The following is a 12,504-nucleotide window of genomic DNA, read 5'->3' as shown; positions in this document are numbered from 1 at the left end:
CGGGGTTACCCGCCACTGGGGCAACGTTGTGGGCGGATCGATGTCATCCTCGGCCGTGCGGGGTATCGGCGCAAGCATCCGAAAGCGGTTCATCCGGCGCATGCTCGCCCGGCAGGGGGGCGCGCTGCTGGGACGCGCGCTGCCGTTCGGGGTGGGAGCTGCGGTAGGTGGAGCGGGCAACCACATGATGGGCCGTACCGTCATCAACGCCACCAGGGAGGCATTCGGTCCGCCGCCCACGGTCATTCCCGGCGAACTGCTGACTGAACTCGAGAAGCTTCCGGCCCCTACGGCGGAGGATACGGGGTCCTGAGGGTCTCACATGCTGCCCAGCCCAGGCTGAGGCTGAGCCTCAGCCGAAGCCTGAGCCTGAGCCTGAGCCTCAGCCTCAGCCGAACAGGGCGTGGGCAAGCGCAAAGATACCCAGCCCGGCGAGGGAGCCCACAACGGTGCCGTTGATCCGGATGAACTGGAGGTCCTTGCCCACCTGGAGTTCGATCTTGCGTGAGGTTTCCTCCGCGTCCCAGCGCTCCACGGTTTCGGAGATGATGCCGGCAATGTCGCTGCGGTAGGTACGCACGAGGTATCCGGCGCCGTCGGAAATCCACCGGTTGATCCTGCCCGCAAGGTCCCCGTCGGTGGTCAGGCGGCGCCCGAAGTCGCGGACGGCTGCCTTGAAGTTCCGGGTCAGCTCACTGTCGGGGTCATTGACGGCCTCGAGGAGTGCCGTCTTGACCGTTGACCAGGCCCGCGCGGCCACATCGTGAACCCGCGGATCGTCCAGGAACCCGGCCTTGATCTCCTCGGCCTTGGCGATGACCGCCGGGTCATGCTGTAGGTCCTGGGCGAGGTCCTTCAGGTACTTGTCGATGGAAAGCCGGACATCGTGCTGCGGGTCGGCCTGGACTGCCCGCACAAACTTCGCGAGCTCCACATAGACCTTGTCCCCTACCATCCCGTCCACAAAGTGGGGCACCCACGTGGGGGAGCGCTGGGACACCACGCGGGATACGACGTCGTAATTGGCATCCACCCACTCGGCCGCGCGGTCCACCAACAGGTCCACCAGACGGTGGTGGTGGCCCTCCTCGAAAATCCGCTCGGCCATCCTGCCCACAGGCGGACCCCACGGGGGGTCGACCACATGCTTGCGCACCATCGATTCGATGACCCGCTGGACGGCGTCGTCATCCAGGACAGTGAACGCGCCGCGGATCAGGGCGGCACCCTCGACGGCGACGCGGTCAGCCCCCTCGGGGCGGGCCAGCCAGGAACCTGCGCGCTGCGCGAGCCCGAGGGAGGACAGTTTCTCCTGCACCACCGACTCCGAGAGGAAGTTTTCCTCGACAAACTGCCCCAGGGAGGCGCCGATCTGGTCCTTCTTGCGGGGGATGATCGCCGTATGGGGGATCTTGAGCCCCATCGGGTATTTGAACAGGGCAGTCACCGCAAACCAGTCGGCCAGGGCGCCCACCATGCCGCCCTCCGCCGCAGCGCGGACATATTGAAGCCACGGGTACTCATCCTGCAGGGCGAACGCAAAGAGGAAGATCACGGCCATGAGCGCCAGCAGTCCGGTGGCGACGGCCTTCATCCGCTTCAGACCCGCCGCGCGCTCCGTATCGGTCAACGCAATGCTCACTTCGTCCTCCGCATCATGGCTGAGTTTCCCATCTAACCAGCCGCCGGTAGGGCAGTCACGCCGGGCATTCGCTAGCGTAGGGCCTGTGGCAGAACAACGAGCGGTACAACACCTGGTTTTCGCGCATCGCGGTGCGAGTCAGCAGTACGCCGAGCACACTCGTGCGGCGTTCCTCCAGGCGCTCGCGGAAGGCGCGCACGGCATCGAGTGCGACGTCCACATGACCGAAGACCTGCAGCTGGTCTGCATCCATGATTCGACTCTCGACCGCACGTCGAGCGGGACCGGTGATGTGGCGGACCACACGCTGCGCGAGCTGCGCGAACTCGACTTCGCCTCGTGGAAAGGCGCCAACGTGCCGCCCCAGTACGGCGGTATTGCGGACCAGCTGCTCAGTCTCGAGGACCTGCTGGACCTCCTCCGGCGGGACGGGAGGGAGCTGGAACTCGCAATCGAACTGAAGCACCCCAGCCCCTTCGGGCTCAGGCTCGAGGAGCGGCTGATCGCGTTCCTCATGAGGGAGGGCTATGACCCGGTGACGTCGCGGCTGGCCAACCTTCACATCAGCTTCATGAGCTTCAACCCCGATTCCGTCAGGCATCTGCTGGAACGGGTCCCGGCCGACGTGGTTTGCCAGCTTGTCGCCGACGTGCAGCCCGAGGATGTGCGCGAGACGCTGGGACCGCTCACCGCGGCAGCCGTGATGAATCTGCTCCGCCGCGCGTTGCACGAGGGCGAGCGCATCATTGCGAGCGGGGCGGTGGGAATTGCGGGACCCGGCATCGAGTACGTCCGTGCACACCCCGAGCGGGTGACCGGCTGGCTTGCCGCCGGGCTGCGCGTCCGGGTGTGGACAGTGGACACGGACGACGACGTGGACTTCCTCCGTGACCTCGGTGTCCAGGAGATCACCACAAACCGGCCTGCCCGCGTCCTGCGCAGGCTGGGAGGGGAGCCCGACTCCGGGCGTTTGTGATTGAGTTAATGCATGGCCATGCCGATTGAGGACTATGCACTGATATCCGATCTCCATACCGGCGCCCTGGTCTCCCGGGCCGGAAGCGTGGATTGGCTCTGCTACCCGCGGTTTGATTCGCCGTCGGTTTTTGCGGCGCTTCTCGGAAATGAGAACCACGGCCGCTGGCTTATCGCGCCGACGCACGACGCCGGTGCTGCCGACCCCGTGGAATGGAAATACATCGACTCGACCTTTGTGGTGCAGACCCGGTGGCGGACCGAATCCGGCGAGGTTCTCGTGACGGACTTCATGCCGCTGCATGACCGGCGTGCCTCCCTCGCACGCCGTATCGAGGGCATCAGCGGCTCCGTGCCGATGCACCAGGAGCTGGTTGTGCGGTTCGGTTACGGGGAGGTCCTGCCCTGGGTGAGGCGCACCCATGAAGAAGGCGGGCCGGGCATCCTGGCCATGGCAGGTCCGGACGCGCTGCTGCTGCGCGGCACCCACCTTCCCCGTGCCGCGGACCACCGCCATATCGGTGAGTTCACGGTCAACGCGGGGGAGAAGGTGGACCTGGAGCTGGTGTGGTACCCCTCCCACCGGCCGCAACCGCCGGTCCTGGACTTCGATGCCACGCTCCAGTCGACGATTGACTACTGGCAGGGCTGGGCCGAGAGCTGCGAGAAGCAGGGCGAATACGATTCCATCGTCAAGCGCTCCCTCCTGGTGCTGCGTGCGCTGACCCACGAAGATACCGGCGGCATCGTCGCTGCGCCCACCACGTCGCTACCCGAGGCCTTCGGCGGTGAGCGTAACTGGGACTACCGGTTCTGCTGGCTGCGGGACGCCGCGCTGACGCTTGAGGCCATGATGACGCACGGGTACCAGGACGAGGCTTTCGACTGGCGCAACTGGTTGCTCCGCGCCGTCGCCGGCGACCCCGCGGACCTGCAGATCATGTACGGAGTCGCCGGGGAGCGCCACCTGCCGGAGAAGGTGCTCGGACACCTGCCCGGCTATGCCGACTCGGTTCCCGTACGCATCGGGAATGGGGCTGTGAGCCAGTACCAGGCGGATGTCGTCGGCGAAGTGATGGTGGCACTGGAGAAGCTGCGGGAACGCGGCGTGGAGGAGGGCGAGTTCTCCTGGCCGCTGCAGCACGCGCTGCTGAATTTCCTCGAGAAACACCTGAACCGCAAGGACCATGGCATCTGGGAGATGCGCGGTGAGCCGGCGTACTTCACGCACTCTCGGGTGATGATGTGGGCTGCATTCGACCGTGGTGTGCGTGCCGTCAGGGAGCATGGTCTCAAGGGCGAGGCGGATCGCTGGGAAAAGCTGCGGGACGAGCTCCGGGAGGAGATCCTCGAGCAGGGCTTCGACCGCGAGGTGAACTCCTTCACCCAGTTCTACGGCAGCGCACTGGTGGACGCGTCACTCCTGCAGCTGCCCCAGGTGGGCTTCATCGAGTACAACGATCCCATGATGCTCGGCACGGTGGCCCGGATGGAGGAGCAACTGCTGGACGAGCACGGGCTGCTGCTCCGCTACCGTACCGAATCGGCGATCGACGGCCTGGCGCCGGGGGAGCATCCGTTCCTCGCCTGCTCCTTCTGGCTGGTGGAGCAGTACGCGCACACAGGGCGCCTTGAGGATGCAACGCGCCTGATGGACCAGTTGGTCGGCTACGCCAACGAGCTCGGCCTGCTGTCGGAGGAATACGACGCCGGGAACCACCGGATGGCCGGAAACTTCCCCCAGGCATTTTCCCACCTGGCGCTGGTCCGGGCGGCTGACGCGATCCACGCAGTGCGGCGGGCGGCACTCGCCTCGCGTTGAGTTGTCAGGACACGCCGCTTATCGGGCCCCAAACGGGGCGTGTCCTGACAACTCAACGCTGGCCGGCTACGGCTTGAGGACCACCTTGATGCACCCGTCCTGCTTCTTCTGGAACATGCTGTACGCCCCGGGCGCCTCGGAGAGCGGAACCTCGTGCGTCTTGAGGTCCATCACACCCAGCGGATCCGACGGGTCCTCGACAATGGGGAGCAGCTGGTCCGTCCAGCGCCGCACATTGCACTGGCCCATCCTCGTCTGGATCTGCTTGTCGAACATTGTCAGCAGCGGCATGGGGCTTGCCGTTCCGCCGTAGACGCCGCTCAAGGAGACCGTTCCGCCCCGGCGGACAGAGTCGATGGCCGCATGCAGCACGTTGAGCCGGTCAACACCGGCCGTCTCCATGGCCTTTTTGGCCAGCGCGTCGGGGAGAAGGCCGACCGCGTGTTGGGCGAAAGCGCCGACGGGAGAGCCGTGCGACTCCATGCCCACGGCGTCGAGCACAGCATCCGGGCCGCGGCCGTTGGTCATCTCGCGCAGTACGTCGCCGGTTTCCTTTGAGAACTCGATGGTTTCGATGCCGTGCCGCTCGGCCATCGCGCGGCGTTCTGCTACCGGCTCGACCGCGATGACGCGATGGCCAAGATGCTTGCCGATCCTGCTTGCGAACTGTCCCACCGGGCCAAGACCGAAGACTGCAAGGGTGCCGCCGTCGGGCACGTCCGCATACTGAACGCCCTGCCAGGCTGTGGGCAGGATGTCCGAGAGATAGAGGTACCGCTCATCGGGCAGCTCGCTCCCTACCTTGACCGGCCCATAGTCCGCGTGGGGGACGCGGAGGTACTCGGCCTGTCCGCCGGGAACGGACCCGTAGAGCTCGGAGAAGCCGAACAGGGCGGCGCCGGTTCCCTGCTCATGGACCTGCGTGGTTTCACACTGCGACTGCAGCCCGTTGTTGCACATCCAGCAGTGGCCGCAGGAGATGTTGAACGGAATCACCACCCGGTCGCCGGGCTTGAGGTTGGTGACGCTGCTGCCGACCTCTTCCACAATGCCCATCGGCTCGTGTCCCAGCACATCACCCTTGTGCATGTAGGGGCCCAGTACCTCGTAGAGGTGGAGGTCGGACCCGCAGATCGCTGTGGAGGTGATGCGCACGATCGCGTCGGACGCGTCCTCGATGCGCGGATCCGGGACGTCTTCAACGCTCACCGATCGCTTGCCCTGCCAGGTAAGTGCCTTCATGGCTACATCTCCTTAAATTGCTAAGCATGCTGTCCTTTCTCAGTATTGCGGGCATTGATCCCGAAGTGAAGTGCACCAACCGTTCGGCATACGCTTGGCCGGTGAAGTTTTCGAGATCGCCGGCCGTGCGGGTTGGACTGTCAATCGCCGTGGCAACCGGGCTGTACGGCATCTCGTTCGGGGCATTATCAGTGGCGTCAGGCCTGGATGTCCTGCAGACTCTGGCGCTCAGCCTCCTCCTGTTCAGCGGCGGGTCGCAGTTCGCGTTCATCGGCGTGGTGGCCGGCGGCGGTAGCGGTGCTGCCGCAATGTCCGCGTCGGCGCTGCTCGGAATCCGAAACGCCGTCTACGGCATGCAGATGAACGCCATGCTCCGGCCGCGGGGCTGGCGGAGGCTCGCCGCTGCGCAGGTGACCATCGATGAGTCGGCCGCCACGGCTACCGGGCAGACAGTGCCGCAGGAGCGCGCCCGCGGATTTTGGGTGGCCGGGGTCGGCATATACATTCTTTGGAATATGTTCACGCTGGTCGGTGCACTGCTTGGAAATGCCCTCGGTGATCCAGCGCAGTGGGGCCTTGACGGCGCGGCAGTGGCAGCCTTCCTGGGGCTGCTGTGGCCGAGGCTGAAGGCGCGGGAGCCGGCGGCCATCGCCGTCGTCTGTGCGCTGGTGACTCTCCTGACCGTTCCCTTTGTGCCTGCCGGCGTGCCCATCCTGGTGGCTGCGGCGGTGGCCGCACTGCTCGGCTGGCTTAACGTCGGGCCTTCCGGAGAGGGACTTGAGCCCGACGTCGAACCCTATCCCGTGGAGGGTCGGCGATGAACCTCTGGATCTGGATCCTTGCCGCCTGCGCAATCAGCTACCTCACCAAACTCGCGGGCTACCTGGTCCCGGCGCGCCTCATGGAGAACCCGCGCATGACGAGGGTCGCGGGAACACTGACCATCGGTCTCCTGGCCTCGCTGACCGCAGTCAACACCTTCTCAAGCGGTCAGTCCCTGGCGCTGGACGCGCGGCTTGCCGCCCTGGCCGCGGCAGCGGTGGCGCTGTGGCTGCGGGCACCGTTTCTCGTCGTCGTGCTGGCCGGCGCCGGTGCGGCGGCTGTTGCGCGGCTGCTCGGGGCCCCCTGACCCGTTGAGCTGTCAGGACACGCCCCTTCTGAGTGCGGCAAAGCGGCGTGTCCTGCCGAATGAACGGGGGTTAGGCGGAAACGACGACGGCGGCAGTCGCCTCTGCGATGGCCGCCTCCTCATCCGTGGGCACCACCAGAACGGGGAACGCGGACTCCTCGGTGCTGATCTCGCGCGGCGAGCCTCCGGGCTTCTGGTTTTCGGCGTCGTCGATGTAGACACCAAGCGCGGCCAGCCGGTTCACCACCCGTTCCCGGAAGCGCCAGGAGTTCTCGCCGATCCCTGCCGTGAACACGAGTGCCTGTGAACCGCCCACTGCGACGTGGTAGCCGCCGATGTACTTCGCCAGGCGGTAGGACGCGATGTCCAGTGCCATGGTGCCGACGGCGTCTGAGGACTCCTCGATCGAGCGCATGTCATTGTGGCCGGTGAGGCCCTTGAGCCCGGATTCCCGGTTGAGCAGCCTGTCCAGATCCTCTTCCGAATAGCCCTCACGGCTGAGGAAGAGCAGGATCGACGGGTCGATGTCGCCGGACCGCGTCCCCATCACCAGACCCTCCAGCGGTGTGAATCCCATGGAGGTGTCGATGCTGCGCCCGTTCTGCACCGCGGTGACGGACGCCCCGTTGCCCAGATGGGCAAGAACGCCGGTGAACTCCTCCGCCGGCATGCCGAGCAGCGCAGCGGCGTGCCGCGTGACGTACTCGAAGGACGTCCCGTGGAAGCCGTACCTGCGGATGCCGAACTTCTTGTAGAGCTCATCGGGCACGGCATACCGCCACGCGTGTTCGGGCAGTGTCCGGTGGAAGGCGGTGTCGAAGACCGCCACCTGTGGCATGTCCGGCCACCGCTCGGCGATCGCGCGGATCCCCTGCACATTCGCCGGGTTGTGCAGCGGAGCCAACGGATTGAGCCGCTCGATGGCGCGGATGATCTCGTTGGTGATCAGCACCGGTTCGCTGAACCGCTCCCCGCCGTGGACCACCCGGTGTCCGACGGCGTCGATCGGCCTGCCCTGCAGGCTGGCTTCCAGTTGCTCCGTCACGCGGTCCAGCGCCTCGGTGTGATCCGCGGGGCCGCCGTGCGCGCTGTCACCGATGCGCTCGATCAGGCCGTTCGCCAGCCGTTCGCCCGTGCCCGAATCCCGGACCTGGTACTTGAGCGAGGACGAGCCCGAGTTGATGACGAGGATGATCATGACTTCTCCTGCTGTGGTGTGCCCTGCGCCTGGACGGCGGTGATGGCGACGGTGTTCACGATGTCTTCAACGGTGCAGCCCCGGGACAGGTCATTGACCGGCTTGCGCAGGCCCTGAAGGACCGGCCCGACGGCGACTGCACCGGCGGACTGCTGGACCGCCTTGTAGGTGTTGTTCCCAGTATTCAGATCAGGGAATATAAACACGGTGGCCTGTCCGGCAACGGAGGAACCCGGCAGCTTGGACTGGGCAATCGATGCGTCGACCGCGGCGTCGTACTGGATGGGACCTTCGACGGGAAGGTCCGGCCGGAGGGAGCGCACCAGCTCCGTTGCCTTTCGGACCTCATCCACAGCGCCGCCGTAACCGGACTCGCCGGTGGAGTAGGAGAGCATGGCGACACGGGGCTCGACGCCGAACTGTGCTGCCGTCTCCGCCGACGCAACGGCGATGTCCGCGAGTTGTTCCTCGGTTGGGTCAGGGTTGACCGCACAGTCGCCGTAGACCAGCACCCGGTCCCGGAGCAGCATCAGGAAGACGGAGGACACAATCTTCACGCCCTCCTTGGTCTTCACGAACTCCAGTGCAGGCCGGATGGTGTTGGCGGTGGTGTGCGCGGCGCCCGACACCATGCCGTCAACATAGCCGAGCTGGACCATCATGGTCCCGAAGTAGGAGCCGTCCAACATGCGGTCCCGGGCGTCGTCGAGTGAGACATTCTTGTGCGCGCGGAGGCGTGCGTACTCGGACGCGAACTCCTCGCGCAGCCCAGACGTGGCCGGGTCCAGCAGGGTCAGCCCGGACAGGTCGATGCCAAACCCGGCGGCTCGCTCGCGGATCTGCGACTCGGAGCCGAGGATGGTCAGGTCACAGACATCCCGCCGCCGCAGGATCTCGGCCGCACGGAGGATCCGTTCGTCGAGACCCTCGGGAAGGACAATGTGCTTCCGGTCGGCGCGGGCCTTCTCGATGAGCTCGTGCAGGAAGCGCAGCGGCGTCATCCGCACCGGCCGCGGCAGCTCGAGCCGTTCAAGCAGTTCCGTGGAGTCCACCTGCCGGGCCCACACACCGAGCGCGGCCGCAGCCTTCCGCCGGAGCCCGGTCGCAATCTCGCCGCGCACCTCACTGACATGCTTCGCGGCAGTGTAGGTGTCGTCGTCGACCGCGAATACGGGGAAGCTGGCGTGCGCCAGCAGGGCGAGGATATTGGGATCCGGGGCGAGGCCGCCGGTGAGGATCATCCCCGAGGGCACGGGAAACTCGGGCGAGAACGACGACGCGACGGTCGCCACGAGCACATCCGCCCGGTCCCCGGGCACGATCACCAGCGCGCCGTCGGTCAGCAGTTCGAGGAAGTGATCCACGTTCATGGCGGCCACGCGAATGGAGGACACGTCGCGTTCGAGTGACGCTCCGCCGGCGATGTGGCGGGCCTCCAGCGCATCCGCGACCTCCGCGATGGTCGGCTGGGAAATCTCGCTCAGCTCGGGGATGACATAGACGGGCCGGCCCGATTTCCCCGGCCGGACCTGCTCGCGGATGGCCTCGACCGCGTCCTCGGCCGCACGGTTCACCATCATGGCCAGCAGCGAGACCCGCGCGGCGTCGAGTTCCCTGCGGGCGACGTCGACGGCGTCCGCAGCCTCCGCTGCGCTCATGTCCTTGGCGCTCACCACGGCGAGGACCATGGCTCCCAGGTTGTTGGCGAGCCGGGCGTTCAGGTCAAACTCGACGGCGGCGTCCTGGCCGCTCAGATCAGTTCCCTCGACGATGATGACGTCACAGGACTGAGCGATCTCGCTGTAGAGGGCAACGCACCGGGCATCGATTTCCTCACGTTCCCCGGATACGAGGAGAGCCCGCGCCTCCGCCCGCGTCATGCCGCTGCGTGCTGTCTTTTCGGTCAGCCCGAATTCGCGGCGCATGAGCAGGACCATCGGATCCTCTGCCCCCTCGTCCGCCTCCGAGATGGGCCGCAGGAAACCTATCCGGTCCGCGTGCCCCTGGAGCATGCTGGCCAGGCCCAGGGAGATGAGGGATTTGCCCGAGCCGGGGGCCATGGCACTGACATAAATTCCGCGGGTGGTCATTAGTTCATCCTGCACGATCGCGGATGCATAGTCACTGCCTCCACCACGTGCGCTGCCTTACTCCGGAGGCGGGTTGCCGACGTCGTCAGGCCGGTTGTTCGATGGTCTTGACGGTCGGGCGCGGCTGAGTAATCTGGCCTCCACCATCTCAACGCTGAGGAGCATGCCACCATGGACGACGGCGCCCACACCCAGGATGAGGAAACCCGCGGCAAGGCGTACAAGCTCGCCCCCGATGAGGGGTCGGCCCACTGGTTCACCAATGCGCTGGTAACCATCAAGGCCGGCGGAGCCGAGACCGGACAGCGCCTCACCATCGCCCAGATCCTTCACCCCGCAGGATACTCACCTCCAACGCACAGGCATCTTGTGGAGGACGAGTCCTTCTACATCCTGTCCGGGACCGCCCTGTTCGAAAGCGACGGTGAACGCTTCGAGGTGGGGCCGGGGGACTTCGCCTTTCTTCCGCGAGGATCGGTGCACACCTTCGCCGCCGGGTCGGACGGACCGTTCAGCTGTCTGGTCATCACGGTTCCGGCCGGATTCGAAAACTTTGTGGCAGAAGCCGGAACGCCGGCGGAGAGAAGGGAGCTCCCCGATCCGGTGCCCGGAGACGGCGCTGCGCTCGCCGCTATCGCAGCGCGGCACCAGATCGAAATCCTGGGGCCGCCGCTCAGCGCCCGTGAAAACCCGTGACCCACGCGGCCAAACCTGACAGACTGGTTCCATGCTCGTAGCCTTCTCAGTTGCCCCGTCCGGCCGGCCCAGCGGCGCTCAGGAAGACACCGCCGAAGCGGCTGACGGATCAGTCCATGCCGCGGTGGCCGAGGCGGTGAAGATCGTGCGGGATTCAGGTCTGCCGAACTCCACCAGCTCCATGTTCACCGAGATTGAAGGTGAATGGGATGAGGTCATGGATGTGGTGAAGCGCGCCACCGAGGCGGTCGCAAAGTACGGCAGCCGGGTCTCCCTGGTGCTCAAGGCGGACATCCGGTCGGGCCGGTCCGGGGAGCTGACCGGGAAGGTGGAACGCCTGGAGCGGGCGATCGAGGAGATGGATGAGTACCAGGGGCACTCATGAGCAACTGGGCAGAGGTTGACGGCTTCCTCAACCGCACCGTGGTCAAGCCCGACGACGCCCTGTTGGCTGCCGTCGAGAACACCCGTGCCGCGGGGATGCCCGCCATCGAGGTGACTGCCGGCCAGGGCAAGCTCCTCATGCTCCTGGCGCGGCTCCATGGGGCACGGCGCGTGCTGGAAATCGGCACCCTGGGCGGCTTCAGCACCATCTGGCTCGCCCGCGGAATTCCCGAGGACGGCACCGTTGACACCTGCGAGCACGAGCCAGCCCACGCAGAGGTGGCACGCCGCAATCTGGAGGCGGCCGGCGTCGGGCATAAAGTGACGGTTCATATCGGGGCTGCCCTGGAAACACTTCCCACGCTCACCGGACCATACGACCTTTTCTTCATCGACGCTGACAAGGCCAACAACCCGCATTATCTGGAGTGGGCGGTGAAGCTGTCCCGGCCGGGCTCTGTGATCGTGCTGGACAACGTGGTGCGAGGCGGAGCCGTCCTGGACGAGGGCGGGGATGAGGACGTCAGGGGCATCAGAAAGGCGCTCGAGATCCTCGGAACCCACCCGCGTCTGGAGGCGACCGCTCTGCAGACGGTGGGGTCCAAGGACTGGGATGGGCTCGCGCTCGCAATCGTCACCTAGGAGCAGCGGCGGCGCCTGATCTGTCACGCCGGACCGGGAGCCTCCTGCCCGGGCGATAGCATGAACGCCATGGTCAGCATCCGCCCGCTCCGCGTCGAAGAGCTCGAGGCTGCCCTGCGGATGAAGAACCAGGGATGGCGCCAGGCCTACCGCGGGCGGCTCAGCCCGGAGATCCTCGACAGCCTGGATGACACCGTTGACGCGCAGGCAGAAGCGTGGCGGCTCGGCTTCGATCCCCAGGACGATGTCCCGTCGGTCGCCGTGAATGGGAACGGCCGTATTGTCGGTATCGCCGCGGGCGGTCCCGCGCGCGGGGAGGACCCGCCGGCCGCCGTCGAGCTGTTCATGCTCTACGTTCTCGAGGAGTATTACGGCACCGGTCTGGGACAAGAGCTGGCAGCGGCGGTAATCGGCGACGCCGCAGCCTGCGTCTGGGTGCTGGAGGGCAATGAGCGGGCCATCGCCTTCTACCGCAAGCTCGGCTTCGCCCCGAATGGCGAGCGGGAGCAGCTCTCCGACCGGTGGAACGGGCTCTCCGAAATTCGGATGGTGCGTCCGGCATTGCGAGGCACGCCGTACGTCCCGGACCGGGCAGCACCGGCTGAGGGAGCAGGTGTCCGTGGGACGTCAGCGGGAGCGTAGGAAAGCGGAGAGCCCCGACGGCGGGCCGGTTCCGGGCATCCA

The 12,504-nt window shown here is 66.3% G+C and carries 12 protein-coding genes and 1 pseudogene; 9 read left to right on the top strand and 4 right to left on the bottom strand.

All coding sequences use genetic code 11. The features are described 5' to 3' along the window. A pseudogene (locus X803_RS18705) lies at positions 1-313 on the top strand (hypothetical protein); the annotation flags it as partial. A 75-nt stretch (positions 314-388) separates the two neighbouring features. Here the strand turns inward: X803_RS18705 and X803_RS0108360 are convergent. Then, a complete protein-coding gene (locus X803_RS0108360) occupies positions 389-1,594 on the bottom strand; it encodes a DUF445 domain-containing protein (protein ID WP_026544789.1) in 1,206 nt (401 codons plus the stop codon). Between the two features lie 133 nt (positions 1,595-1,727). Between X803_RS0108360 and X803_RS21840 the strand changes: the two genes are divergently transcribed. Continuing rightward, positions 1,728-2,618, top strand: coding sequence for a glycerophosphodiester phosphodiesterase family protein (locus X803_RS21840; protein ID WP_026544788.1), 891 nt, complete (start codon positions 1,728-1,730; stop codon positions 2,616-2,618). 12 nt (positions 2,619-2,630) lie between these two features. Beyond that, a complete protein-coding gene (locus X803_RS21835) occupies positions 2,631-4,439 on the top strand; it encodes a glycoside hydrolase family 15 protein (RefSeq protein WP_026544787.1) in 1,809 nt (602 codons plus the stop codon). 66 nt (positions 4,440-4,505) lie between these two features. Here X803_RS21835 and X803_RS0108345 read toward each other — a convergent pair whose 3' ends face one another. Next, positions 4,506-5,681 (bottom strand): zinc-dependent alcohol dehydrogenase, encoded by a 1,176-nt coding sequence (locus X803_RS0108345; protein ID WP_026544786.1) that lies wholly within the window; start codon positions 5,679-5,681, stop codon positions 4,506-4,508. A 101-nt stretch (positions 5,682-5,782) separates the two neighbouring features. Between X803_RS0108345 and X803_RS18700 the strand changes: the two genes are divergently transcribed. Together X803_RS18700 and X803_RS0108335 are read left to right on the top strand one after the other, a co-directional pair. Continuing rightward, positions 5,783-6,502, top strand: a complete 720-nt coding sequence (locus X803_RS18700; protein WP_035778320.1) for an AzlC family ABC transporter permease — start codon at positions 5,783-5,785, stop codon at positions 6,500-6,502. Further along, positions 6,499-6,810 carry an AzlD domain-containing protein gene (locus X803_RS0108335; RefSeq protein ID WP_026544785.1) on the top strand — a complete coding sequence of 104 codons (312 nt, stop codon included), beginning with the start codon at positions 6,499-6,501 and terminating at the stop codon, positions 6,808-6,810. The genes X803_RS18700 and X803_RS0108335 overlap by 4 nt, the downstream gene beginning before the upstream one ends. Positions 6,811-6,880: 70 nt before the next feature. On the opposite strand, the gene X803_RS0108330 is transcribed toward X803_RS0108335, so the two are convergent. Beyond that, positions 6,881-8,008, bottom strand: a complete 1,128-nt coding sequence (locus tag X803_RS0108330) for an acetate/propionate family kinase (protein ID WP_026544784.1) — start codon at positions 8,006-8,008, stop codon at positions 6,881-6,883. Continuing rightward, positions 8,005-10,098, bottom strand: a complete 2,094-nt coding sequence (pta, locus tag X803_RS0108325; protein ID WP_026544783.1) for a phosphate acetyltransferase — start codon at positions 10,096-10,098, stop codon at positions 8,005-8,007. Before pta ends, X803_RS0108330 begins: the two co-directional genes overlap by 4 nt. A gap of 171 nt (positions 10,099-10,269) precedes the next feature. Here pta and X803_RS18695 point away from each other — a divergent pair, with 171 nt between their 5' ends. The 4 genes from X803_RS18695 to X803_RS18690 all read left to right on the top strand — a co-directional run bounded on the left by X803_RS18695 (position 10,270) and on the right by X803_RS18690 (position 12,462). After that, on the top strand, positions 10,270-10,794 hold the full coding sequence (locus X803_RS18695; RefSeq protein ID WP_051470591.1) for a cupin domain-containing protein: 525 nt from the start codon (positions 10,270-10,272) through the stop codon (positions 10,792-10,794). A gap of 31 nt (positions 10,795-10,825) precedes the next feature. Continuing rightward, positions 10,826-11,179, top strand: a complete 354-nt coding sequence (locus X803_RS0108315; RefSeq protein WP_026544782.1) for a thiamine-binding protein — start codon at positions 10,826-10,828, stop codon at positions 11,177-11,179. Then, on the top strand, positions 11,176-11,820 hold the full coding sequence (locus X803_RS0108310) for an O-methyltransferase (RefSeq protein ID WP_026544781.1): 645 nt from the start codon (positions 11,176-11,178) through the stop codon (positions 11,818-11,820). The genes X803_RS0108315 and X803_RS0108310 overlap by 4 nt, the downstream gene beginning before the upstream one ends. A gap of 69 nt (positions 11,821-11,889) precedes the next feature. Further along, positions 11,890-12,462, top strand: a complete 573-nt coding sequence (locus X803_RS18690) for a GNAT family N-acetyltransferase (protein WP_162149213.1) — start codon at positions 11,890-11,892, stop codon at positions 12,460-12,462. Positions 12,463-12,504: the final 42 nt, after the last annotated feature.

The organism is Arthrobacter sp. 35/47, from assembly GCF_000520475.1.
Lineage (GTDB): Bacteria > Actinomycetota > Actinomycetes > Actinomycetales > Micrococcaceae > Arthrobacter_D > Arthrobacter_D subterraneus.
Note: the sequence above shows the minus strand (reverse complement) of the source record. Positions and strands in the feature narration are given on the sequence as shown.